23 protein-coding genes and 7 tRNA genes are annotated in these 23,628 nt (G+C 62.2%); 8 read left to right on the top strand and 22 right to left on the bottom strand.

The window, feature by feature from the left end; translation table 11 throughout:
* On the top strand, window positions 1-825 hold an 825-nt coding region (locus RIF72_RS18380), incomplete at its 5' end, for an IS3 family transposase (protein WP_309076264.1).
* A 229-nt stretch (window positions 826-1,054) separates the two neighbouring features.
* On the opposite strand, the gene RIF72_RS18385 is transcribed toward RIF72_RS18380, so the two are convergent.
* The 9 genes from RIF72_RS18385 to RIF72_RS18425 all read right to left on the bottom strand — a co-directional run bounded on the left by RIF72_RS18385 (window position 1,055) and on the right by RIF72_RS18425 (window position 11,165).
* Window positions 1,055-3,199 (bottom strand): 3-hydroxyacyl-CoA dehydrogenase NAD-binding domain-containing protein, encoded by a 2,145-nt coding sequence (locus tag RIF72_RS18385; protein ID WP_309076265.1) that lies wholly within the window; start codon window positions 3,197-3,199, stop codon window positions 1,055-1,057.
* A complete protein-coding gene (locus RIF72_RS18390) occupies window positions 3,196-4,467 on the bottom strand; it encodes an acetyl-CoA C-acyltransferase (RefSeq protein ID WP_309076266.1) in 1,272 nt (423 codons plus the stop codon). The genes RIF72_RS18385 and RIF72_RS18390 overlap by 4 nt, the downstream gene beginning before the upstream one ends.
* A 197-nt stretch (window positions 4,468-4,664) precedes the next feature.
* Entirely contained in the window at window positions 4,665-6,026 is a 1,362-nt protein-coding gene (locus RIF72_RS18395; RefSeq protein ID WP_309076267.1) for an HRDC domain-containing protein, read from the bottom strand.
* An 80-nt stretch (window positions 6,027-6,106) separates the two neighbouring features.
* The gene (locus RIF72_RS18400; RefSeq protein ID WP_105690896.1) at window positions 6,107-6,766 is read right to left on the bottom strand and encodes a DUF3000 domain-containing protein; all 660 of its coding nucleotides are present in this window, start codon (window positions 6,764-6,766) and stop codon (window positions 6,107-6,109) included.
* Between the two features lie 67 nt (window positions 6,767-6,833).
* The gene (locus RIF72_RS18405; protein ID WP_309076268.1) at window positions 6,834-7,940 is read right to left on the bottom strand and encodes a low specificity L-threonine aldolase; all 1,107 of its coding nucleotides are present in this window, start codon (window positions 7,938-7,940) and stop codon (window positions 6,834-6,836) included.
* A complete protein-coding gene (locus RIF72_RS18410; RefSeq protein WP_309076269.1) occupies window positions 7,937-8,707 on the bottom strand; it encodes an SDR family NAD(P)-dependent oxidoreductase in 771 nt (256 codons plus the stop codon). The genes RIF72_RS18405 and RIF72_RS18410 overlap by 4 nt, the downstream gene beginning before the upstream one ends.
* The gene (locus RIF72_RS18415) at window positions 8,707-10,074 is read right to left on the bottom strand and encodes a DUF6421 family protein (RefSeq protein WP_309076270.1); all 1,368 of its coding nucleotides are present in this window, start codon (window positions 10,072-10,074) and stop codon (window positions 8,707-8,709) included. Before RIF72_RS18415 ends, RIF72_RS18410 begins: the two co-directional genes overlap by 1 nt.
* A 144-nt stretch (window positions 10,075-10,218) precedes the next feature.
* Window positions 10,219-10,659 (bottom strand): peptide-methionine (R)-S-oxide reductase MsrB, encoded by a 441-nt coding sequence (gene msrB, locus RIF72_RS18420; RefSeq protein WP_309076271.1) that lies wholly within the window; start codon window positions 10,657-10,659, stop codon window positions 10,219-10,221.
* 14 nt (window positions 10,660-10,673) lie between these two features.
* Window positions 10,674-11,165, bottom strand: coding sequence for a hypothetical protein (locus RIF72_RS18425; protein WP_309076272.1), 492 nt, complete (start codon window positions 11,163-11,165; stop codon window positions 10,674-10,676).
* Between the two features lie 135 nt (window positions 11,166-11,300).
* Here RIF72_RS18425 and RIF72_RS18430 point away from each other — a divergent pair, with 135 nt between their 5' ends.
* Window positions 11,301-12,569: an alpha/beta fold hydrolase gene (locus tag RIF72_RS18430; RefSeq protein ID WP_309076273.1), complete on the top strand. Its 1,269-nt coding sequence runs from the start codon at window positions 11,301-11,303 to the stop codon at window positions 12,567-12,569.
* A 41-nt stretch (window positions 12,570-12,610) separates the two neighbouring features.
* Here the strand turns inward: RIF72_RS18430 and ybaK are convergent, their stop codons facing one another.
* From ybaK to RIF72_RS18445, 3 genes are all read right to left on the bottom strand, one after another.
* Window positions 12,611-13,117 (bottom strand): Cys-tRNA(Pro) deacylase, encoded by a 507-nt coding sequence (ybaK, locus tag RIF72_RS18435; RefSeq protein WP_309076274.1) that lies wholly within the window; start codon window positions 13,115-13,117, stop codon window positions 12,611-12,613.
* Between the two features lie 33 nt (window positions 13,118-13,150).
* Window positions 13,151-13,612: a SufE family protein gene (locus tag RIF72_RS18440; protein ID WP_178995486.1), complete on the bottom strand. Its 462-nt coding sequence runs from the start codon at window positions 13,610-13,612 to the stop codon at window positions 13,151-13,153.
* A 92-nt stretch (window positions 13,613-13,704) separates the two neighbouring features.
* On the bottom strand, window positions 13,705-14,631 hold the full coding sequence (locus RIF72_RS18445; protein WP_309076275.1) for a sulfurtransferase: 927 nt from the start codon (window positions 14,629-14,631) through the stop codon (window positions 13,705-13,707).
* Window positions 14,632-14,840: 209 nt separating this feature from the next.
* Here RIF72_RS18445 and zapE point away from each other — a divergent pair, with 209 nt between their 5' ends.
* Window positions 14,841-15,881 (top strand): cell division protein ZapE, encoded by a 1,041-nt coding sequence (gene zapE, locus RIF72_RS18450; protein WP_309076276.1) that lies wholly within the window; start codon window positions 14,841-14,843, stop codon window positions 15,879-15,881.
* A gap of 36 nt (window positions 15,882-15,917) precedes the next feature.
* Here the strand turns inward: zapE and RIF72_RS18455 are convergent, their stop codons facing one another.
* The 9 genes from RIF72_RS18455 to RIF72_RS18495 form a co-directional block, all read right to left on the bottom strand.
* Window positions 15,918-17,135 (bottom strand): benzoate/H(+) symporter BenE family transporter, encoded by a 1,218-nt coding sequence (locus RIF72_RS18455; protein WP_309076277.1) that lies wholly within the window; start codon window positions 17,133-17,135, stop codon window positions 15,918-15,920.
* Between the two features lie 120 nt (window positions 17,136-17,255).
* Window positions 17,256-17,489: an antitoxin gene (locus tag RIF72_RS18460; protein WP_309076278.1), complete on the bottom strand. Its 234-nt coding sequence runs from the start codon at window positions 17,487-17,489 to the stop codon at window positions 17,256-17,258.
* Between the two features lie 96 nt (window positions 17,490-17,585).
* The gene (locus tag RIF72_RS18465; protein ID WP_309076279.1) at window positions 17,586-19,040 is read right to left on the bottom strand and encodes an amino acid permease; all 1,455 of its coding nucleotides are present in this window, start codon (window positions 19,038-19,040) and stop codon (window positions 17,586-17,588) included.
* 178 nt (window positions 19,041-19,218) lie between these two features.
* Window positions 19,219-19,294 (bottom strand) — tRNA-Gly (locus RIF72_RS18470).
* Between the two features lie 57 nt (window positions 19,295-19,351).
* Window positions 19,352-19,426, bottom strand: a tRNA-Val gene (locus RIF72_RS18475).
* A 23-nt stretch (window positions 19,427-19,449) separates the two neighbouring features.
* Window positions 19,450-19,522, bottom strand: a tRNA-Gly gene (locus tag RIF72_RS18480).
* Window positions 19,523-19,579: 57 nt separating this feature from the next.
* Window positions 19,580-19,654: transfer RNA gene (locus tag RIF72_RS18485), tRNA-Val, on the bottom strand.
* Between the two features lie 39 nt (window positions 19,655-19,693).
* A tRNA-Cys gene (locus RIF72_RS18490) sits at window positions 19,694-19,764 on the bottom strand.
* Between the two features lie 46 nt (window positions 19,765-19,810).
* Window positions 19,811-19,883 (bottom strand) — tRNA-Gly (locus RIF72_RS18495).
* A 249-nt stretch (window positions 19,884-20,132) separates the two neighbouring features.
* Here RIF72_RS18495 and RIF72_RS18500 point away from each other — a divergent pair.
* A tRNA-Val gene (locus RIF72_RS18500) sits at window positions 20,133-20,207 on the top strand.
* A 346-nt stretch (window positions 20,208-20,553) separates the two neighbouring features.
* Entirely contained in the window at window positions 20,554-20,769 is a 216-nt protein-coding gene (locus tag RIF72_RS18505) for a helix-turn-helix domain-containing protein (RefSeq protein WP_309076280.1), read from the top strand.
* An 81-nt stretch (window positions 20,770-20,850) separates the two neighbouring features.
* On the opposite strand, the gene RIF72_RS18510 is transcribed toward RIF72_RS18505, so the two are convergent.
* The gene (locus RIF72_RS18510) at window positions 20,851-22,161 is read right to left on the bottom strand and encodes an ISL3 family transposase (RefSeq protein ID WP_309076281.1); all 1,311 of its coding nucleotides are present in this window, start codon (window positions 22,159-22,161) and stop codon (window positions 20,851-20,853) included.
* Between the two features lie 191 nt (window positions 22,162-22,352).
* On the opposite strand from RIF72_RS18510, the gene RIF72_RS18515 reads away from it, so the two are divergent.
* The 3 genes from RIF72_RS18515 to RIF72_RS18525 all read left to right on the top strand — a co-directional run bounded on the left by RIF72_RS18515 (window position 22,353) and on the right by RIF72_RS18525 (window position 23,482).
* Window positions 22,353-22,535: an SOS response-associated peptidase family protein gene (locus RIF72_RS18515; protein ID WP_309076282.1), complete on the top strand. Its 183-nt coding sequence runs from the start codon at window positions 22,353-22,355 to the stop codon at window positions 22,533-22,535.
* Window positions 22,536-22,704: 169 nt separating this feature from the next.
* The gene (locus RIF72_RS18520) at window positions 22,705-23,037 is read left to right on the top strand and encodes an SOS response-associated peptidase family protein (protein WP_309076284.1); all 333 of its coding nucleotides are present in this window, start codon (window positions 22,705-22,707) and stop codon (window positions 23,035-23,037) included.
* Between the two features lie 142 nt (window positions 23,038-23,179).
* Window positions 23,180-23,482, top strand: coding sequence for a helix-turn-helix transcriptional regulator (locus tag RIF72_RS18525; protein WP_309076283.1), 303 nt, complete (start codon window positions 23,180-23,182; stop codon window positions 23,480-23,482).
* The last annotated feature ends 146 nt before the right edge of the window (window positions 23,483-23,628 follow it).

The following is a 23,628-nucleotide window of genomic DNA, read 5'->3' on the forward strand; positions in this document are numbered from 1 at the left end:
TACCGCTGGCGCAGGCCCGCGGTGCCGTCACCGCGGGCGGTCCGGCATCAGAATCTGGTCACGGCGGTCACCGGCCTGTACGAGAAGGAAGAAGGCCGTGCCGGCCGTGATCAGCTGACTCTTTTGCTGAACGCGGCCGGGACCAAAGTCTCCGCCCCCACCGTGGGGGCCATCATGCGCGAAAAGGGCTTGCGGGCCATCCGAACCCAGGCCTGGAAACAGACCACGGTTCAGGACCCGCAGGCCAAGACCGCCCATATCGAGAACCACATGCTCGATGACCAGGGAAAACGCGACTTCACCTCCACAGTCCCCGGGACCCGACTGGTCGGTGACATCACCTACCTGCGCACCGGTGAGGGCTGGCTCTACCTGGCCACCGTCATCGATCTGTTTTCCGGCATGGTCATCGGCTGGTCCATGGCTGCCCACATGCGGGCAAGCCTGTGCACCGCGGCATTGCAGATGGCCCGGAACCACGGACACCTCAGCGGTCCCTCGGTCATCTTCCACTCCGACCGCGGTACCCAGTACACCTCCGACGAATTTCAGAACTGGTGCGGCAGCAACAGCGTCACCCAGTCCATGGGCAAAGTCGGCGTCTGTTGGGACAACGCAGTCGCGGAGAACTTCTTCTCGCACCTGAAAACCGAGTTCTACCACCACCGGCGCTTCACATCCCGGCTCGCCGCCCGGACCGGAGTAATGGAATACATCGAGGGCTGGTACAACCGCCGCCGACCCAACAGAAGGGCCGGCGGCGCAGCCCCACTAACCGCCCACACCACCTACAACCCCCGCCGCCAGCAACCCCTGGCAGCCTAACCAAAAACAACGAAACCTGTCTCAAAAACTTGACGAGCGCAAAACCTGTCTCAAAAACTTGACGAGCGCATAGGGATGTGCGAGAGCGTCGGTCGGAAGCCGTAGGGATGAGAGAGAGCGTCGGCCGGAAGCCGTAGGGATGTGAGAGAGGGTCGGCCGGAAGCCGTAGGGATGTGCGAGAGGGTCGGCCGGAAGCCCTAGGGATGTGAGAGAGCGCTGGTCGTAAGCCCTAGGCAGGTGCTGATGCAACGCCAGGGGCGAGGAACCGCTTGCCGTTGACCCGCTCCGATGCGCCCACCCGGTCCAGGTACGGCGTAATGCCGCCCAGGAACATCGGCCACCCGGCGCCCATGATGACGCAAAGGTCGATGTCTTCGGGTCCGGCCACGACACCTTCTTCGAGCATCAGCCCGATCTCCTCGGCCAGGGCATCCTGGGTTCGCCGGAGGACTTCCTCGCCAGTGGACGGGGTGTTGCCAAAGGACATGATGGCCAGCGTCTCCGCCGGTATGACAGGAGTTCCGTCAGGGCCCGGGACCCAGAGGCTCTTCACTCCGTTGTCGATGAGTTTCTGCAGGTTCTGCGAGACCGGGAACCGGTCCCCGAACGCGGCGTGCAGCGACTCCTGGACATGCTGCGCTACCGGCAGGCCAACCATGGCACTCAAGGTAAACGGCGACATTGGCAGTCCCATGGGGCGCAGCGCGCTGTCTGCCACCTCCGCCGGAGTCCCTTCGTCGAACGCCGCGATAACCTCGCCCATGAGGCGAAGCAGGATACGGTTGACCACGAAGGCTGCGGCATCCTTGACCAGAACAGCGGTCTTTTTGAGTCCCTTGGCGAGTTCGAACGCGGTGGCCAGGACGGCGTCGTCGGTCTTTGGGGCCCGAACGATCTCCAACAGCGGCATGACAGCCACCGGGTTGAAGAAGTGGAAGCCCACGAGGCGTTCGGGGTGCTTCAAATCTTCGGCCATGGCAGTGACGGACAGTGAAGACGTGTTCGTGGCAAGGATGCATTCAGGAGAAACGATCGCTTCTACCTCGGCGAAGACCTGCTTCTTGATGTGGAGTTCCTCGAAGACGGCTTCGATGACGAAGTCGGCGTCGGTGAAGGCTTCCTTCGAGACAGAACCCGTAATGAGGGCCTTGGTCCTGTTGGCGGCGTCCTGCTTGATCCGCTTCTTGGCAAGCAATTTGTCGACTTCGGCGTGGACGTACGCGACGCCCTTGTCCACCCGTGCCTGGTCGATATCGGTCATGACCACCGGGACTTTCAGCTGCCGGGCGAACAGCAGTGCAAGCTGGCTTGCCATGAGCCCTGCACCTACCACGCCGATCTTGGTGACCGGGCGGGCCAGCTTGCGATCCGGGGCGCCCGCGGGACGCTTGGAGCGCTTTTGGACGAGATCCAGGAACGCGTACACGGTGGAGCGGAATTCGTCGGTTTGCATGAGCCCCGCGAGAGTCTCACACTCGAGCTCAGCCGACCCGGCTTGGGTCATGGTGCGGTTGGCCTCCATGACGTCCAGGACCTTGCCCGGGGCGGGGGAGGCGTTGGAGGTCTTGGACTCCACAAAAGCCCGTCCTGCGGCTACCGCAGCTGTCCAACGGGCGGCGACTGTGTCATCGGTGGCGTCAACGGAGTTCTTACGCTCAGGCGTCACCTCGCCGGAAATTACCCGCGCCGCCCACGCGAGCGACTGCTCCACGAAATCGGCCGGTTCGAACATGGCATCGGCCACGCCGAGCTCGAACGCCTCTGGTCCGGTGAGCGTCCGGTTGTTACTGAGGGGATTCTCAATCATCACCTTGACGGCGTTCTCGGGACCGATGAGGCGGGGCAGGATGTAGACGCCACCCCAACCCGGGACGAGGCCGATGAACGCCTCAGGCAAGGCCAGGGCGCCGGCACCCGTGGAGACGGTCCGATACGTGGACTGCAGGGCGATCTCCAGCCCGCCGCCCAGGGCAAGGCCATTGATGAAGGCGAAGCTCGGAACACCCAGGTTGGCAAGGGTGCTGTAGACGGCGTGGCCAAGCTGCGCCATCCAGAGGCCATGCTCGCGTTCCTTGAGTGTCTTTACGGCGGAAAGGTCGGCACCGGCAACCAGGAAGTACGGCTTTCCCGTGACGCCGACGCCAACAATCTCTCCCCGCGAGGCCCGCTCCTTGAGCTTCTCCAAAACGTCGCCGAGCTCAACGAGCGTATTGGGCCCCAGCGTGGTGGGCTTGGAGTGGTCAAGGCCATTGTCCAAAGTGATCAGTGCGAAGGTCCCCGCGCCCCCCGGCAACTGGATGTCCTGCACATAGGAGTGCGTGACAATCTCATCAGGGAAAAGTGCGGCGAGCTTCTGGAATTCGGCGGCGCTCATGCGGCAGCTCCTTCGGTGGTGGCAGCGGTGGCCTGGTCAGTGGTGAACGATTCGTAGGCGGCATGGTGCGGGTTCTCCCAGATCACCGTGGCGCCCATGCCCAATCCAATGCACATGGTGGTAATGCCGTAGCGGACGGAGTGGTCTTCCTCGAATTGCCGCGCGAGCTGGTTCATCAGGCGGACGCCCGAGGAAGCAAGTGGATGTCCGACGGCGATCGCACCGCCATAGCGGTTGACCCGGGGATCGTCATCGGCGATGCCGAAGTGGTCCAGGAAACTGAGGACCTGGACGGCGAAGGCCTCGTTGATTTCGAAGAGCCCAATGTCCTCGATGCCCAGCCCTGCGTTCTTCAGTGCCTTTTCCGTGGCGGGAACCGGTCCGATGCCCATAACCTCGGGTTCGACACCGGCGAAAGCGTAGGAGACCAGGCGCATCTTGACTGTGAGGCCCAGTTCTTCAGCCGCTTCGGCCGAAGCGAGAACCGCCGCCGTGGCGCCGTCGTTCAATCCTGCAGCGTTGCCTGCGGTGACGCGACCATGCGCGCGGAACGGGGTCCGAAGTTCGGCCAGGTCGGCAACAGTGGTGCCGGGCCGCGGCGGCTCGTCCGCTGTGTGCAGTGCCCAGCCCTGGCCGGGCTTCATGGTGGCTACGGGGACCAGGTCGTGCTGGATTTGTTCATTGGAGTAGGCTGCAGCGAGCTTGGCCTGGGAGGCCGCCGCATAGGTGTCCGTGCGGTCCTTGGTGATCGCGGGGAAGCGGTCGTGCAGGTTCTCGGCCGTGTTGCCCATGTTCAGCGCTGCGGGGTCCACCAGGCGTTCGGACATAAACCGCGGATTGGGATCGGCGCCTGCGCCCATGGGGTGGTTGCCCATGTGTTCAACGCCGCCTGCAATCACGACGTCGTAGGCACCGAAACCGATGCCGCTCGCCGTCGTCGTTACTGCGGTCATGGCACCTGCGCACATGCGGTCGATGGCGAAGCCGGGTACCGTGCGGGGGAGCCCGGCCAACAGTGCCGCTGTGCGGCCGATGGTGAGGCCTTGATCCCCGGTCTGGGTGGTGGCGGCGATGGCGACTTCGTCGATCCGGTCCGCGGGCAGTGAGGGATTCCGGCGCATCAGTTCGCGGATGCACTTCACCACGAGGTCATCGGCGCGGGTGCCCGCATAGATGCCTTTTTCGCCGGCCTTTCCGAAGGGGGTGCGCACACCGTCCACGAAGACGACGTCGCGGACGTTCCTCTGAGCACTGCGTGATGGACTCATGTAATAACTCCTCGTTGAGACATGGCGCCGAGTCCCGCGTCGCGGGGGCTTCGGCTGGCATTGGGTCCAATGTTACTCGTGGGTAACTTAGCTTGCAAGACCCGCGGCGCAGGCGTTGCCCACTAGTCCTCGGGGACGCGAAAGGCCTGCCACCATGAACTTCAGTTCGGGTGACAGGCCTCAAAGCGGGCGGGAGCTCAGCCGGCATTGCTGGAAGGTTGCGCGTCCTTGGACGTTTGAACTTCCTTCCCCTTGGACTCTTTGCCGGGAAGCGGAGCCGGGTTCAAGCACGCTTCGGTAAGTATCGGAGCGGCAAAGGAGATTTGCCACTCACGCGCACCCAGGGACCGCAACTCTGCAGCGATGGACTCCAAAGAAACATCAGCCGGAGGGCGCCAGGTAACCCGTCGCAAATAGTCTGGTGTCAGTAAGTTCTCCACGGGCAGCTTCAGCTCATCTGCCTTTGCCTGCAGGGCTGGCCTGGCGGTGGCAAGGCGTGCTGCGGCCTCGGGATCCCTGTCCGCCCAGACCCGTGGCGGAGGCGGGGCGTTGGTGGGTAAGTGCAGGGGTGGGAGATCCGTGAGCGTCCTGGCGTTGGTGATGCAACGGAGCCAGCGCGGGGCTTCCCTCTGGGCGGACCGGCCGTGGAATCCTTTGGTGGCCAGTAGCTGCGGCACGGTGGTGGGCATGGCTTTGGCTGCAGCCACCAGCGCCGAGTCAGGGATGAGCCGGCCGGGAGCTACGTCCCGTTTGCGTGCCAGTTGGTCGCGTTCAAGCCAAAGCTCACGTACAGCTGCCAATTGGCGGCGGTCGCGTATCTGATGGAGCCCGGAGGTCTTCCGCCAAGGATCCACGCGCGGGGCGGAAAGTCCTGCGGCGAGGATGCCGGCAAACTCCTGTTCGGCGTATTCAAGCTTGCCGTCAGCCTCGAGCAACTCGATGAGTTCCTCGCGGAGTTCGGCGAGGACTTCGACGTCGAGCGCTGCGTAACGCAGCCAGGGTTCCGGCAGGGGGCGTGTGGACCAGTCGGCAGCGGAGTGTTCTTTCGCGAGGCCGAATCCCAGAAGTTGTTCAATGACGGCGGCAAGGCCCACCCGGGGAAGGCCCGCGAGGCGGGCTGCAAGTTCGGTATCGAAGAGCTTGTCCGGCCACATGCCGAGCTCCGATAGGCAAGGGAGGTCCTGTGAGGCCGCGTGGAGGATCCATTCGACCCCGCGGAGGGCGTCATTGATGATGTCCAGGTTCTCGAATGGTTCGGGATCGATCAGCCAGGTTCCGGCGCCCTCGCGACGGATCTGTACCAGGAAAGCCCGTTGCCCGTAGCGGAACCCGGAAGCGCGTTCTGCGTCAACTCCGGCAGGTCCTGTGCCGATGGTGATTGCGGCTGCGCACCGCTCCAGCCCGGACGGGGTGTCGATGACCAGGGGTACGCCCTCGCGGGGAGTGTCGAGATCGATGATTTCAGGGACGTGGCTATCGAAGCCGTCTACCTTGATGTGGGTGGTGGGATCAGCAACCGGGTCGCCGGCCGTGGTGTTTTCCGGATTTTCAGGGGTCATGGTGGGTTAAGCTTACCGATTCCGGCCGCAGCGGCATTTTGCGCGACCATTTTGATTACCCGTGGACGCGATTCTCACCCTCAATTGAGTCTCCTGTTGGGCAGTCCGGTAACTCCTGGAGGCAGGGGCGGCAGGCCAGCGAAGGTACAGACCATGTCGGACCACGCTTCGAGGTGGGCTTGAACATCCTGGCTTGCCGGTGTCCAGGATGCGCGGAGTTCTATGTCTATGGTGTCGGGCCGTTCAGCCAAGGTGCCGAAGCTTTCGGAAAGTATCCTGGTGGCGGTGCCGCCAGCGGCCCGATAGGGCGCGGCATGGTTCTCCAGGGCGTCCACAAGCCAGGTCCAGGCAACAGAGCCAAGCATGGAGTCGTTGCCCATCTCAGCGTCCATTTGGGCCCGAATGTAGGTGACGATTCGGAACTCTCCCTCCCAAACGGCAGAACCGTCGGGGTCGTAAAGGAGGATAAAGCGGCCGGTGGCCAGTTCGTCGTCCTCTTCGCTTGAGGGGCTGCTGCCTTGGTTCGCGGCGAAGGCCTTGGCAGCTGGTCCATGGACGGGAACTTGGCGGGTTGCCGCAGTGGGGCTGAAAACTTCGGCTCCCAGGGCAACTGCGTAGGGAGCCAAGCGGGCAGGGGCGGGGATTTCGTCAAGCCGCAGTTCGCTGCGGCATTGTGCTTTTCGTAGCGATCCCAAGGCGAAGAGAAATTCCGAGGGAACCTGTGCGAGGGCGTTCACCATCGCAGATTATGCGTCCGGGGCAGCGAATCTGCGCAGGCTCGCCGCCCCGGTTTGCACGTGTTACTTGTTAGGCCAGTTCGCGCTTAATTGCCGCCACGAAAGCGTCAATGTCTTCCTCCGTTGTATCGAACGAACACATCCACCTGACTTCGCGGCGGGCGGCATCCCAGTCATAGAAGGCGAAAGATTCACGCAACTTGTCCGCCACGCCTTCAGGAAGGATGGCGAAGACGCCGTTGGACTGCGTTGCCTGGGTTGGCTCCACGCCGTCGAGTCCTTCAACTGCCGTTCGCAGGCGGACGGCCATGGCGTTGGCATGGGCGGCAGAACGCAACCAGAGGCCATCCTCCAGCAAAGCGATGAACTGGGCCGAGATAAAGCGCATCTTCGATGCCAATTGCATGTTCATTTTGCGCAGGAACTTCAGGCCGTCAGCTGCCTCCGGGTTCAGGGCCACCACGACTTCACCAAAAAGAAGTCCGTTCTTGGTGCCGCCAAAGGACAGGATGTCCACGCCGGCGTCGCGGGTGAACGCGCGGAGGGGAACGTCCAGGTACGCTGCGGCGTTCGCAAGCCGGGCGCCATCCATGTGCAGCTTCATGCCTTTGGCATGGGCATGGTCGGCGATGGCCCGCACTTCTTCCGGCGTATAGCAGGTGCCAAGTTCAGTGGTTTGGGTAATGGACACCACCAGCGGCTGGGCGCGGTGCTCGTCGCCCCAGCCCCAGGCCTCCCGGTCGATCAGCTCGGGCGTGAGCTTGCCGTCCTCCGTGGGCACCTGCAGGAGCTTGATCCCGCCCACCCGTTCCGGTGCACCGTTCTCGTCCATGTTGATGTGTGCTGTGGATGCGCAGATCACCGCACCCCAGCGGGGAAGGAGTGATTGCAGGGCCAGGACGTTGGCACCAGTGCCGTTGAAAACCGGGAAGGTCTCGATGCCCGGGCCGAATTGCTGCTCCAGTACCTCTTGCAGCCGTGCTGTGTAGACGTCATCACCGTAGGACACCTGGTGCCCGCCGTTGGCGGTTGCCAGTGCTGAGAGGATCTCCGGATGTACGCCGGAGTAGTTGTCCGATGCGAACCCACGAACCGCAGGGTTGTGCAGTTGACCCGCGCCGGAGGTTTCGGTGGCGCTGTGGATTGCCTCTGTTGTGCTCGTCACTTGTTCATTCACGCTTTCAAGTCTATTTGGCCGGCAGGATTCCATGTGGCCAGCAGGATGCGCTGACCGTTGAGGGTGGCGGCGGGTTGTTCAAAGAGTCCGACGGCGGCAGCCGCCAGTTCTTCAACGTCCGTGAAGCCGGGAAATCGCCTTTCGGGATGGGCCTCCCGCATGGCTCGGTCCACGAGGGCTTTGACCACGAAAATTACTGCCGCGCTGTGCTGTTCAGTGGGTGCGTCAGGGTTTCCGGCGCTTCCGGATTGCGCCCGCCGGAAACCATCCGCTACCGCCAGGGTCCAAGCTTCTGCGGCTGCTTTTGCCGCCGCGTAGCTGGCAGCCGCGGCTGTGGGAGCAGCGGCGGTGGTTGAGGACACCATGGCAAAACGACCGTGAGGGGATGCTTCAACTTGGTTGTAGAAGACCCGGGAGACGTTGCGAAGCGTGGTGACAGCGCTTCGTTCCATGGACTCCCAGTCCTCATCGGTTTGGTCTTCGATGCCCTTGGCGCCTCGCCAGCCGCCCACCAGGTGGATCACACCGTCGATGCCCTCGATGCCGAGGTCCCGGACGCCGGCTGCAAGTTCCCGTACCGAATCCAGGTTGGAAAGATCGGAAACCAGGGGAGTTGCCCCATTGCCGGCTTCAGCCGCGGCTGCTTTGATCCGGACGTCGTCCGAGCCAACTGTAAGCACCCTGTGACCGGCGGCCCCCAAAGCGCGAGCCACGGCGATGCCCGAAGCGCTGCTTCCTCCGGTCACAAGGATGGTCAGTGTGGTCATCAGGCCGCCGTCGAGCCAGTGATGCCGGTGGTGGACTCGATGACAGGGCGCATCTTCTTCTCCAGTGCTTCGTAGAACATGGACAGCGGGAACTCGTCATCCAGCACCTGGTCCGTGAGGCCGCGGGGCGGACCGTCCAAGGGCAGCGCCTCCGGGCCTTTGGCCCATACCGACGCCGGGTGGGGAGTCACGGTTCTCGAAATGAGCTCGTATGCCGCCAGCCAGTGGGCAGCCTTCGGGCGGTCAATCGAGCGCCAGTACAACTCTTCGATTTTGGCACCGAGTTCCACTACTACTGAGGCAGCTTCGTCCCAGTCGATGGAGAGCTTGCTGTCCGTCCAGTGGAGCACGTGGTGCTGGTGCATCCATGCGAACAGGAGTTGGCCGCCCAGGCCGTCGTAGTTACGGACGCGGCTGCCCGTGATGGCGAATCGGAAGATCCGGTCGAAGATCACTGCGTACTGGACGAGCTTTGCATGCTTGCGGGCATCGGGATCGGCTTGTTCGTCTTTTTCAATGCGTACGGACTCACGGAAGGCGGTCAGATCGCAGCGCAGCTCTTCCAGGGAGTAAAGGAAGAACGGCATTCGCTGCTTGATCATGAATGGATCGAAGGGAAGATCCCCGCGCATGTGGGTGCGGTCGTGGATCAGGTCCCACATGACAAAGGTTCGCTGGGTCAGTTCCTGGTCCTCGATGAGCTGCGCTGCATCCTCGGGGAGTTCCAGCGACGTGGTGGCCGCGGCTGCCTTGAGGACGCGGCGGAAACGAGCGGCCTCGCGGTCAGCGAAGATGGCGCCCCACGTGAAAGCAGGGGTCTCGCGGACGGCCACCGTTTCGGGGAAGAGTACAGCCGAGTTGGTGTCGTACCCGGGAGTGAAATCTACGAAACGGATGGGAACGAAGAGCTTGTTGGAGTACTCGCCAGCCTCCAGGCCTCCAATGAACTCCGGCCAGATAACCTCGACCAGTACAGCTTCGACCAACCTGTTGGTGCTGCCGTTCTGCGTGTACATCGGGAAAACCACCAGGTGCTGGAGGCCATCAATGCGCTGCTCCTGGGGCTGGAACGCCTGGAGGGAGTCCAGGAAGTCCGGCACCCCGAACCCGCCTTTGACCCACCGGCCGAAGTCTTCGACCAGGAGTTCCAGGTACCGGGCATCATGGGGGAAATGCGGTGCCAGCGCTGCGATGGCGCCGGTCACCGTCGCAACGAGGCCCGCTGCCTCGGGGTGGGCCGCGGAATCGGCAATGGAACCGTCCTGCTCCTGGTGACCCTGCAGTGCTGTAGCCGCAGCCTTCAGGGTCATCCATTCGGCGTTGTCGGCGGCGACACGCGGCAGGTTAGCGGTGGTGATAGTGGTCATGGAGCCCGGCCCTTTCGAAGTGGTGATTGCTTCTGGGCCGAGCGTAGCAAGCAAAAAGCGTTGCTAATCCAAGAATGGCTTGAGCATAAGAAACTCTTGGCCATCTTGTGCGTGAAGACGGCATAAGCTCCAGTCCGGAACTGCCTAGCTCTCTTCGGGCGTCACCAAGCGAAGCGAAACGGAATTAATGCAGAACCGCTGGTCCGTGGGCGTCCCGTAGCCCTCGCCCTCGAAAACGTGACCCAGATGCGAGTCACAGTTGGCGCAGCGGACTTCCACACGATCCATACCCATGGTGCGGTCATGGAGATACCGGACAGTACCTTCAGCCAAGGGTGCCCAAAACGACGGCCAACCACAATGGGAATCAAACTTCTCCCGGCTCGTGAACAACTGGCTGCCGCAAGCGCGACACTGGTACACGCCTTCCGTGTGGGTGTCCCAGTACTCGCCCGTGTACGGCCGCTCTGTGCCCGCCTGTCGAAGCACGCGGTATTCCTCGGGCGTCAGCTCCTCCCGCCACTGGGCATCGCTCTTTTCCACGGGCACAGAAGTTGTCTTGCTGATGTTGTCAGGAGTGTTCATGTCTAATGCAACGCTCACGAGTCGCCGATAAATCCCGAACCCGCGTACAGGTGGAGGACCGGAAGCCCCAGCTGGTCCTGCGCCTTATTGGCCCAGTCCGTGTGGAACGTGTCCGCAATGGCATGGGGCCGGGTAATTACCACAGCCTGGGCAGCGTCCACCGCCCGGACCTTCGCCACCAAGCCGGCCACGGCACCGCCGTCGACGACCTCCCCGGTTACGCCACCACCCAACCCGGCCAACGCTGTCAGCGATGCAGCCAACGTCTCCGAGGCTTCGGCGCGCTCAGCCTCCGGGTCAGGATGCTGTGCAGTGAGCTCGCGGAACGCCTTCGCGATATCAAGCAGCGACAGGTTCTCCAGGAAATCGACCAGAAGGTGTCGCTCTGTGTTCGAGGGGACCAAGACAATAAGGGGCGCATCACCGCCGTCGAGCAATTTGGCGATATTAACGCGGTCGTCGGGGCCCAGGGGCTCTTCAGTCAGGATGACGATGGGATCACTCATGGCTACAGCGTAGTCCCGGCGAACCGCTGTCCGCAGACTTTTCGAACTGTGATTCACGCGCCAGGATTCGCGCACAGTGCGCCGCGCGGTCCACGCCTGCCCCAAGCACCGCCGCTGAGCAGCCACAATGGAACCATGGCATCGACTACCCCGCCAGCGAGCGACGCTGCAGACAAGAAACTCTCCCTCCGCACCAAATGGGCAATCGCAGGCTTCCTGGCCGGCGGTACCGTAGCCGGTCTGGTAGGCGCGGGGTCCTCCGCGCTCGCCGTGTATTTTGCCCGCCGTGTCATTACGCCCGCGGCCCGGCACGAGGACCAGGAGGTGCTGGCCGTGATCCGCGGTGACAAGGGCCAACAGGTCATTCTCGCAGCCACCCCCGATACCACTATCGACGGCGTCTTCAGCCTCTTCTTCGCCGGCGGCCAAGGGCATGCGAGGATCGGCCGGATTGTGTCATATTCGCCCGCCGAGCAAACCGTGCTGCGTGAGGTCGAGGAAGTTTATAGCGGCAACCTTTCGGAGGCGCGCCGCGCTTGGTGGAGCGGTGCAACGTACCCGGATCCGGGCGCGATCGGGCTTGCTGCCGAGGACGTGGACATTGAGATCGACGGCGGGAAAGCACCCGCCTGGTTGATCCGGGCCGAAGCTTCGGCTGCTGCGCCAGTCTGCGCAATCATGGTCCATGGGCGCGGAGCCACGCGTCTGGAAGGCCTCCGTGCCGTCCGCGCAGCACGAGAACTCGGAATGGACAGCCTGTTGATCTCCTACCGCAATGACGGGCTCGCCCCCTCAGCGCCGGATGGGCGGTACGGCCTCGGATCCACCGAATGGCGCGACGTTGAGGCCGCGATCGAATACGCGCTCGACCAAGGTGCGCAGGAAATAGTCCTGTTTGGCTGGTCAATGGGCGGGGCGATCAGCCTGCAGACAGCGGACCTGTCCAAGCATCGCCACCTCATCCGCGCCTTGGTACTGGATGCTCCGGTCATCAATTGGGTCAATGTCATGGCCCATCACGCCGAGATGAACAGAATCCCCTACAACGTGGGTAGGTATGGACAGATGATGCTGGGCCATCCCTTGGGGCGCAGGCTGACCGGACTATCTGCGCCCGTGGACCTGAAGGCCATGGACTGGGAAACGCGGGCAGTCGAGCTGCGGACCCCCACCTTGCTGATCCACAGCGTGGACGACGACTACGTGCCCTTCGGGCCCTCAGCCAGCCTTGCTGAAAAGAACCCCGAGATGGTCACCTTTGAGCCGTTCGACGGCGCGCGGCACACCAAAGAGTGGAACGTGGACCCCGAACGGTGGGAGCGTGTGGTCCGCGCTTGGCTGCAGAGGCAACTGGCTCCCCGAAACAATCCCGGGCAGGCGGGCGCCATCGGGCAGCTTGGCTGAGGAACCCTGGCGGTTGCGGGTGGTCCCGCAGTGGTTTCGGGTCAGCCCTTGATGTTTGATGCAGTGCCGATGGGGGCCGTGATGGCCTTGGTGAGCCGGATGAGATCGGCCGGAGCCAGTTCAATGTCCAGTCCACGGCGGCCTCCGGACACAAGGAGGGTAGCCAAGTCCATGGCAGATTCGTCAAGGACCGTGGGGGAGGCCTGCCGCTGTCCCAGCGGTGATATGCCTCCCAGCACATATCCAGTGCGCCGTTCGGCGGCCTTGGGATCGGCCATTGCTGCCTTCTTGGCCCCGAGGGCGGCAGCGACGGACTTTAGGTCGAGGTTTCCGGACACCGGAACGATGGCCACTGCCAGACGGCCTTCAACCTCCACCATGAGGGTCTTGAAAACCCGCTCAGGCTCGATGCCGAGGACTTCCGAGGCCTCCAGGCCGTAGCTGGACGCCGACGGATCGTGGGCATAGGGGTGCAACACGAAGGGAACGCCGGCCGCTGCAAGTGCTGCAGTAGCCGGCGTTCCCTGTGAAGCCATCTTCTTGGCCATACCTGTGGTTATGCCCTTCAGTTTTCCAACGGGTCAGTTTTCCAGCCGGCTGGCGGCGGCGACTTTCCGCTTGATCCGGCCGAGCATGGCGGTCATTCCCCGCATGCGCAGGGGAGTGATGGCCCGTGTGAGGCCCAGCAACTCCGGCATATCGTCGGGCACGGCAAGGATTTCCTCAGCAGTCAATCCATCCAAGCCCTCATGCAGGACCCCTGCGAAACCACGGGTTGTGGGCGCCTCCTGGGGAGCTTTGAAGAAGAGGCGGTAGGCGCGGGCGCCGCCGTCGGGATTTTTCTCGGACTCAATGGTGAGAAACAACGGTGACTGGCACTCCACAACCTGTTCCAGCAGTTCAGGGTGGTCCTTCAAGCGCTCCGGAAGCTCCGGCAAACCCCTCGAGAATTCGAGCAGGAGTTGCAGGCGGTCAGGCTCCGTCAGTGCCTGGAAGTCATCGACGATTTCCGCCAGGGCGGTGGGCAAAGTGTTCGTACTCATCACTTCCAGCTTACGCACAACAGCGGTCAATGCATCTTGTGTGGCTGAACACTACGGATGCCCTGATAACTGGCCTGCTTGCTGACGAGCCCCTAGTTGCTGACGAGGGACGCAGGAACGGAACCGCGCTCGGCGCCCTTGACGATGGGAACCCGCACAGCGTTGCCCCACTCGGTCCAGGAACCGTCGTAGTTGCGGACGGTATCGAAGCCCAGCAGGTACTTCAGCGCGAACCAGGTGTGGCTGGACCGCTCGCCGATGCGGCAGTAGGCCACCACGTCATCGCCGGGTGCCAGTCCAGCCTCGCCGAGGTACAGGGCTTCGAGTTCTTCACGGCTCCGGTAGGTACCGTCTTCAGCCGCGGCGCGTGCCCACGGGATGGATGCGGCGGTGGGAATGTGGCCGCCTCGCAGGGCGCCCTCTTCCGGGTAGGCCGGCATGTGCGTGCGCTGTCCCGTGTACTCCTCAGGGGAGCGGACATCAATCAGGGGGTTGCCCAGATGGGCCAGGACGTCTTCCTTGAACGCGCGGATCGGAGCATCATTGCGCTCCACCTCCGGGTATTCACCCACTGAGGGCTGTGTGACGTCGGTGGTCAGCTCGCGGCCTTCGGCGATCCACTTGTCGCGGCCGCCATCAAGGAGGCGGACGTCCTCGTGGCCGAACAGCGTAAAGACCCAGAGCGCGTAGGCAGCCCACCAGTTGGACTTGTCACCGTAGATGACCACGGTGCTGTCGCGGGAGATGCCCTTGGAGGCCGCGAGGGCGGCAAAAGCGGCGCCGTCCACGTAGTCGCGGGTGACCTCGTCATTCAGGTCGGTGTGCCAGTCAATCTTGACGGCGCCCGGGATGTGGCCGGTTTCGTAGAGAAGAACGTCTTCGTCGGACTCGACAACCACAAGCTTGCCATCGGCAATGGCGCCGTCTGCAAGGGCTGCCGCGAGCCACTCAGTGGACACAAGGCGTTCGGGGTTCGCATACGATGCAAACTTTTCGTTCTGTTCAACTGGGTAGGACATGGTGATGGCCTTTCACTGACAACGGTCGGAGCCAGGCCGTGGAAGGTGGTGCAGGTGCCGGCCGGGCGTGCTCCAACACTAACCACGGGCAGCGAGGAATGCTTCCCTGTGGTCATACGGTGAAACATGGGCTTGGTCACGTGGCGGTTTTCCGAGTGTCTGATGCCGGTATTCTTGCTGGGGACCTAATACCGAAGGAACGGACCACCGTGGTAAAGATCGAACAACTGGCTGCCCGCACACCGGCAGTCTCCGTGGAGGAACTCCTCAAGGGTTTCTACCCGTCTCCGCGATTCGGAGAGGTATCGTTCGACAGCTACCGGCCGGATCCTTCCCAGCCGAGCCAGGCAAACGCAGTGAAGCTCCTCTCCGGATTTGCCGACGGCGTGGGATCCGATGACGGTGGCGGCCTCTTCAAGAAGTTGTTCGCCAAGAAAGCTCCGGCAACGAGGGCAGGAATCTACCTTGACGGCGGTTTTGGTGTGGGTAAGACCCACCTTCTGGCTTCCCTTTGGCACAGGTCACCGGGTCCCAAGGCCTTCGGCACGTTCGTGGAATACACCAACCTCGTGGGTGCGCTGTCCTTCCGCAAGACTGTGGAAGCACTGAGCAGCTACAAGCTGGTGTGCATCGACGAATTCGAACTTGATGATCCGGGAGACACCGTGCTCATGTCCCGGCTCATGCGTGAACTCGCCGACGCTGGCGTGAAGCTCGCGGCCACGTCCAACACCCTGCCCGGTTCCCTGGGTGAAGGGCGCTTCGCGGCAGTGGACTTCCAGCGTGAAATACAGGTTCTCGCCGACCAGTTCGACGTCGTCAGGATCGACGGCGAAGACTTCCGCCACCGCGGTTTGCCCGCGGCTCCCGCACCCCTCAAGACCGAAGAGCTCAAGCACCGTATGCGTGCTGAGTTCGACGGTAAGACTGTGGCTGTGGACGATTTCCGCACTCTCGTGAATCATCTGGCCGCCGTCCACCCGAGCCGTTACCGGCAGCTCATCTCGGGGGTGGAGGCCGTGGTGTGGAGCGACGTCGAAACCATCACCGAACAGGCCGTCGCCCTACGCTTTGTGGTTCTTGCGGACCGGCTCTATGACAAAGACGTGCCGATCCTGGCCAGTGGCGTACCTTTCGATCAGCTCTTTACCGAAGAGATGATGACCGGTGGCTACACGAAGAAGTACTTCCGTGCTGTGTCCAGGCTGACGGCTCTTGCCCGTGAGGCCCAGAACCACGAGCCTGCCTGAACCGGGTTTACGCGTACATCAGGCTTCCTGCCTGCTTCACGCTTTGTGAACAGGATCGCGACTTTTCAGCATCCATCGCACCAGGATGCCGCCCGCTAGCGCCCAGAAGGCAGCCCCGACGCCGGCGAAGCTCAGGCCTGATGCTGCCAGCAGGAAAGTGATGCAGGCCGGGATGCGTTCCTCGGCCACGGCCAGGGCGGAGGAGATGGCCGAGGCCAGTGTCCCAAGGAGGGCGAGGCCTGCCACAGTCTCAAGAAGTCCGGGTGGGGCTGCAGCCACCAAAGTAACCAGTGCTGCTGAGGCAACGGCCAGGATCAAATAGGCGAAGCCCGAGACGAAGGCCGCGATCCAGCGCCTGCCGTGGTCCTTGCCTGCCTCCTCACCCGCCGCCAAAGCTGCGCTGAGGGCGGCCAGGTTGATCGCATGGCCTCCAAACGGCGCTCCCGCGATGGTGCCCGCTCCGGTTATCAACATCGACGGCCGCCACGGGGTGGTGTAACCGAACGACTTCAGGACCGCGACGCCGGGAATGTTCTGTGACGCCATGGTGACGATGAACAAGGGCAGCGCCAAACCCACCGCAGCCTCCACGGTGAAGACGGGCGTGGTCCACTCCAGCCTTGGCAGGAGGCTGCCGCCAGGAATCTGAACGCCGTTGGACACGATGTGGACGCCGATGACCGCCAGTGCGACGAGCAGCGATGCCGGCACCGACCAACGTGGTGCGAATTTCATCAGGACCACCCAGCACAGCACCACCGGCGCGATGAACAGGGGAGCCGATCCCAACGATGTGAACGGTGCAAGGCAAAGGGGGAGCAGCACGCCGGCGAGCATTGCCTGTGCCAGTGCGGTGGGGATCTTCGCCATGATCCTCCCCAAGACGGGAAGGAGCCCTGTCAGGACGATCAGCACCCCGACGATGAGGAAGGCACCTACAGCAGCCGGCCAGCCGCCGTCGACCATTCCAGCGGAGGCGAGCAACGCCGCGCCGGGGGTGGACCACGCCAGAGTCACTGGCATCCGGGACCGCCACGAGAGCCACAGGATGCCCAGACCAAAGGTGAGTGTTAGCGCCAGTAAACCGCTGGATGCTTGGGCCTGGTTTGCCCCCACAGCCTTCAAACCTGCAAGGACTACAGCAAATGACGAGGTGAAACCCACTAGGGCGGTGACGATGCCTGCCGTGATGGGTGGTCCCAGCGTCTCCTTGGCGGCGCGGCTTTGGACGTCAGGGGTGGAAGCTGAAGGCATAACGTCCAACGTACCTGACCAGCCGGTTTAGCGGCTGCCCGTTAAACGCCAAGGGCACCGGTGGCGCCTCTCGGCGGGACCGGTGCCCCCTTGACGTATCTGGTACGGCGGCTCAGGCAGCTACGGCTGCTTCGGCTCATCCGTGACGGGAGCCTGTCCAGGCTGACCGTCGTTCTTGGCCACGAAATCGGAAGCGGCATTCTGGACTTTGTCGACGTGACCGGCGTACTTGCCGCCCGTCTTCTGATCCACAAAATCCCCGGCCTTGTCGATGCCATTCTTGATGGCTTCTTCGTTGCCTTGAATGAGACCCTGAGCCTTGCCCTTCAGGTCGTCAATTAAACCCACGGGCACCTCCCTTCCATTCGCGGAGCCAGTTCGCTCCTCCGCGTCCGACCCTAACACCAGTTCTTCGGGGTGCCAAGGGTTCGGCGGCGGCCTGTGGACAAACTACGCCAACGGCTGATTTTCGACCTTGTGGCGCGGGCTGTCCGGGTTCATGAGGGAGTGCCTGCGCCCATATGCGAAGTAGATGATCAGGCCGATGACCAGCCATGCCCCGAACCGCAACCACGTTTCCCAGTGGAGCTGGAACATGAGGAACGCCGATGCCAGGACACCGAAAGCGGGAACAACCGGCATGAACGGCAAACGGAACGTGCGCGGAGCGTTGGGCTTGGTGTAGCGGAAGACGATCACAGAAATGCAGACCACCACGAAGGCAGCCAGGATGCCGATGTTGGTGAGGTCGGCAACTTCCTTGATGGGGAAGACTCCGGCGAGGAACGCCGAAGCAACACCTGCGATCCACGTGACGCGCTGTGGAGTCCCGTGCCGGTCAGTCTTGGCAAACCAGCCGGGGAGAAGACCGTCGCGGCTCATGGAGAACCACACGCGGGTGACACCCAGGAGGAAGGTGAGCATCACGGTGAGGATGGACAGGACCGCGAACACCGAAATGATGGTGGCGATGACCGGCAGGCCGACGCCTTGGAACGCCGATGCGAAGCCGGCCGTGGGATCAATGTCCTTGTAGTTCTGCATGCCTGTGAGCACGAGTGTCGCGGCAACGTAAAGCAGCATGGCCACGATGAGGGACAAGATGATGGCCTTGGGCATGTGCTTCTTGCCGTCCTTGGCCTCTTCGGCGGCGGTGCTCATGGCGTCATAGCCGAAGACGGCGAAGAAGACGGTAGCGGCACCGGCCAGGACAGGGCCGAATCCACTGGGCATGAACGGGTTGTAGTTCTCGGTGTTGATGTAGAAAACACCCAGGCCGATGATGAACAGGATCAGGATGACCTTGATGGCAACCGCTACCAGTTCAAAGCGGCCAAATGCCTTGGTGCCCCGGCTCAGGATCCAGGTGACCAAGAGGCAGACGAGGATGGCCGGCAGGTTGATGATGCCACCCTTGCCCTCATCAGCCGTGGACGTCATCCACGTGGGCATGTGGATTCCGATGCCGGAAAGGAAAGCATCGAAGTAACCGGAGATGCCGATAGCCACCACTGCCACGATGGCGATGTACTCAAGCAGGAGATCCCAGCCGATGAACCAGCCGATGATCTCTCCCAAAGCAACGTAGCCGTAGGTGTAAGCCGATCCGGCGCGGGGGATCATGCCGGCGAATTCGGCGTAGGACAATGCTGCTGCGCCTGAAGCGAGACCGGCGATGAGGAACGAGAAGAGCACGGCAGGGCCGACGCCTGGGTTGCTCTCGCTGCCGTGGGCTACCAGCCCGGCCAATGAGAAGATGCCGACGCCGATAATTCCGCCGACGCCGATGGCTGTCAGCTGCCAGAGGCCAAGACTCTTAAAAAGTCCGCTGTGTTTGTTCTCTTCCTCAATGTCGTCGATGGGCTTGCGCCTCAGGACGGACTTGGAAACCGTCATTTGGTTCATGGGGGTACTCCTGCCGGTTGGCGTGGAACGGTGATGAGCTCGCAGTACATTATGCGAGTCGAATCACATTAGATAAAGCGACTTCTTCTGAGGGGTATCGGTTACTTCCATTAATGAATTGAGTATTCGCCGAATCAAGGCATAAAAAAAGCAGCTCCGAAGAGCTGCTTTCCCTATTTGGAGCGGACGACGAGATTCGAACTCGCGACATCCACCTTGGCAAGGTGGTGCTCTACCAGCTGAGCTACGTCCGCACATGTTGCCTGCCGGGCTGATGCCTGGCCAACAACTACAAACAAGTTGCCTTGTTTTGGTGGGCGATACTGGGATCGAACCAGTGACCTCTTCCGTGTCAGGGAAGCGCGCTACCGCTGCGCCAATCGCCCGTTACCGGGTCCTTCAAAAGGAGAGCGGACGACGAGATTCGAACTCGCGACATCCACCTTGGCAAGGTGGTGCTCTACCAGCTGAGCTACGTCCGCACATGTTGCCTGCCGGGCTGATGCCTGGCCTTCAACAACAAACAAGTTGCCTTGTTCTGGTGGGCGATACTGGGATCGAACCAGTGACCTCTTCCGTGTCAGGGAAGCGCGCTACCGCTGCGCCAATCGCCCATGCATCCAGCCAACAGCTGGAAGACATGGTTTTCACCGAGGTGGGTACGGGATTCGAACCCGTGTATACGGCTTTGCAGGCCGCTGCCTCGCCTCTCGGCCAACCCACCGTGTAAGCAGGATTCCGAGGAATTCTTGCCTTGACAGTGCCTTGCGAGCGGACGACGAGATTCGAACTCGCGACATCCACCTTGGCAAGGTGGTGCTCTACCAGCTGAGCTACGTCCGCAGTGTCGTTTCGGCGGGCAGCCCTGCAGGCATTCCGTCGCTTTCCGACGAGTAAAAACTCTATAGGAGGTTCCTGCAAACTCCAAATCGGTAGCCTGCTTTTGATCCTGAAGGTGGCTGGATCCTTGTATTTGCGCGGATTGCGGCAAGTTTCATGGCTGTAATTCCATGGATGTAGTTCGCTCCTTCGTGGTGGGGTTGCGCGCGTTTTGCATTCCGGCCATGGTCCGTTAGTGTTTTCTTTGCACCCGGGCGATTGGCGCAGTGGTAGCGCGCTTCGTTCACACCGAAGAGGTCACTGGTTCGAACCCAGTATCGCCCACCAACAGAAACCCCCGGAATTCCGGGGGTTTCTTTGGGTTTCTGAGGCTTTCTCACCGTGTCCGTGGTACCTGCGTGGGACTCGTGGATAGGTTTCCCTGGCGATGTGAGTTCCTCCGGCAGCTGGTTCGTATGGGGGCCCTGCCTGCCGAGTACCACGGGGGTACCACGCAGGTACCGCGGTGATTGCGTTTGTGTCAGGAGATGGCACTGGAGTAATTCAGGGTATTCAAGATAGCCCTCGGGATCTACTGAGCATCGAATCTCAGATCGTAAGGGCCCGGTAGGAAGCCGTTAAGCGCAGGAAGTCGCAGGGCGCGGGTAGCTTCCGCTGCCTAGGAATTTGTCGTGTGACCAAAACCATCTCCCCTCCGGCACGTGCCGATGATGTTCTCCGCGCTTATTCCCTTCCCGATGTTGCTGAACGCCTGGGCGTCAGCCTGAAGACCGTCCGCCGGATGGTGGATTCCGGTGAGCTGAAGACCTTCCACCCCTACCGCAAGGGCCGGACCGTTCGCGTAAGCGAGCAGACACTCCGCGATCTCTTTGCCGCTGGTGATACGTAGTCGGATGGGCGATGGCGTGTGGAAGAACTTATTGGGTCTGAAAAGATAGTGGGCTGCCTTTTGTGATCGTCGATGACGGGCTCATCGCATTTGAGGGTGTAGCCGGGGTCTGGATCCGCCGGTCTCGAGGAGTGACCGGGCGATGTAGTTGGCAAGGTTCCGAAAGCCGAGAGCGGAGCCACGGAGGTGTTCGAGCCGACCGTTGAGTGCTTCTGTAGGCCCATTGCTGGTGCCGGGCCGGTCGAAGTATCCGAGGATATCCCCGGCACGGCGTTTCAGTGTCCGGCCCAGCGTAATGACCTCGGTGAGCGCAGCGGGAACGCCGGAACTGATCGAACCGATCAGTTCTTGCATGAGCTGTTTGCCGCGCGTGCCGTCAGGGTCGCGATAGGCGGCGATGACGCGCTGGTAGATGCCCCAGGTCGCTTCGACTTCGGCATGGTTGGCCGCGGCGAAGAGGGCCTCCAGCCTGTCCTTCTGCTTCTCGGTGAGCAGGTCGTGTCCGGTGTGCAAGGTCCGGCGGGCAGCGTAGAGCGGGTCCCCGGACCGTCCGCGGTGCCCGATGGTCTGCTGCGGCACGCGCTGATGGCACCTGTCCAGGGCATCGCCGGCAAGCCGGACGACGTGAAACGGATCCATCACCTCAACGGCGTCCGGGAGTTCCTCGGCGGCTGCGGTCTTGAACCCGGTGAACCCGTCCATCGCAACGATCTCGATCCCGTCCCGCCAGGGCTTGGGCCGCTCGGCGAGCCAGGCCTTGAAGACCTGTTTCGAGCGGCCCTCGACCATGTTCAGCAACCGCGCCGGGCCAGTCTTGTCGCGGACCGGGGTGAGGTCGATGATCACGGTGAGGTACTTGTCCCCGCGCCGGGTGTGTCGCCAGACATGCTCATCGACGCCGATCACGGCGACGCCGTTGAGCCGGGCCGGGTCCTCGATCAACACCCGCTTGCCCTCGGCAAGGATCGCGTTGTTCGCGGTATGCCAGGACACACCCAGGCCTTCGGCCACGCGGGCGACGGTGAGGTGCTGGCACACGATGCCCTCCAGCGCCCAGCGCAGCCCGCGGCGGGAGATCTTCGCCCGTGGCTGAGCGGCTTTGGAGATGTCTTGCCGCCACACCCGACCGCACCCGGTGCATTTGTAGCGGCGGACCCTCACCAGCAGCGTCGTCGGACGCCAGCCCAATGGTTCGTGCGCGAGCGGCCGTGTGACCGTGCCGCGGGTGATGCCCTGCGCACCACACGAACGGCACCAGTCGTCCGGATCAACGGCACGGCATTCCAACACCGCACGGCCAGGGGCAAGACGCTGCCCGGCAGCTTCGAGTCCAAGTTCATCGAGCCGGCAAAACGTAGTCAGGTCAGGAGGCAGGAAGGTAGCGTGGGACACATCGAGGTCTTCCGGATGGGCGGTGTAGGAACTTCCATCATCGGAAGACCTCGACCCCTATCCGGCCACCGACGCGCCGGCCCCGCTACACCCTCAAATGCGATGAGCCGGCAAAGCTTCCACGAAGGAAGCGCTTACCGCGCCATCGAAGCGTCAAGCGTGGTTGCTGCTAGCTAGGGCAGAATGGGTTCATGTGCGGCAGATACGTGATGTCCAAAGCAACAAGCGACCTTCTAAGCCACTTCGACGCCATAGAGGTGGAAGGTACTCCGCCGGCTCCAAGCTGGAACGTGGCACCAACCCAGAACGTGCCGATTATGGCTGAGCGCCTGGATGAGGGCACGATCGACCGGCACTTGTTGATAGCCAAGTAGGGGCTGGTGACGTCGTGGGCAAAGGCGCGAAGATCGGTTCGAAGATGATCAATGCCCGGGGTGAGGCGATCCTGTAGAAGCCGTCGTTCCTTAGCGCGGCCGTCAAACGCCGTGCCATTTTGCCAGCCGAGGCTACTACGAATGGCAGAAGACCGAACACGGCAAGAAGATACCGAACAATCTCTATTCCGAGAAAGAGCCACTGCTGGGATTCGCGGGACTGTATGAATTCTGGCCTGATCCTGAGCTACCTGAAGATCATCCGGACAAATGGCTGCTCACCTGCACGGTGCTCACTACAACGACGCAAGACGCTTTGGGACACATCCACGAGCGATCACCGATTGTCATTCCCAAATACCGATTCGGCGAATGGCTGGACCCGGATCTGACCGACAAAGCCGATGTCCAGCATTTGCTCAACTCGTTGCCCGAGCCGACGCTGACGCCCCGGATCGTGAGTCACGGGTCAACAGTGTCCGCAACAACGGCCCCGAGTTGATTGAGCCGGCTGAAGAAGGCTGATTGTCCGGTCCCGCATGTGGCCTTGAGGTACGGCTGCTCGGTTCCCCTAGTGCTCAGCATTATGAGCACAAACCAGCTTAGTGGTTACGCCTGTGACCACTATTGCAAATGATGAAGTTATGTCCCAGAAGAGAACGTCCCCGAAGACGCAGCGAACGGCCAAAGAGATCGGCCAGCACCTGCTCACCTGGCGGAAGCTGCTGGGGCTAACGGCGGAGCAGGTGGCGGAGAGGGCTCGCATCAGCCGGAATACCCTCCGAAAAATCGAACACGGAGAACTGGGCGTGGGCTTCGAGGCCTTTCTGGACGTCGCCAGGTTGTTCGGTTTATCTGACGTCTTGAACACTGCATTCGATCCATACGAGACGGATTTCGGTCGGGCCGGAGCGGACCAGATACTCCCCGAGCATGTACGGCGTTGATCGGGGCATTAAACAATATTCGTGATTGACGTCACGTTCCACTGCGAACACCCACTTAGGAGGCGTAAGAGCAAGATAAAACATCTCATTGGGGATAGCATGGGATTTATTCGCAAATCAGCACTTATATCGGCAGTTGTTCTGAC

It is taken from the genome of Paenarthrobacter sp. (assembly GCF_031180005.1).
In the GTDB taxonomy this organism is placed as follows: domain Bacteria; phylum Actinomycetota; class Actinomycetes; order Actinomycetales; family Micrococcaceae; genus Arthrobacter.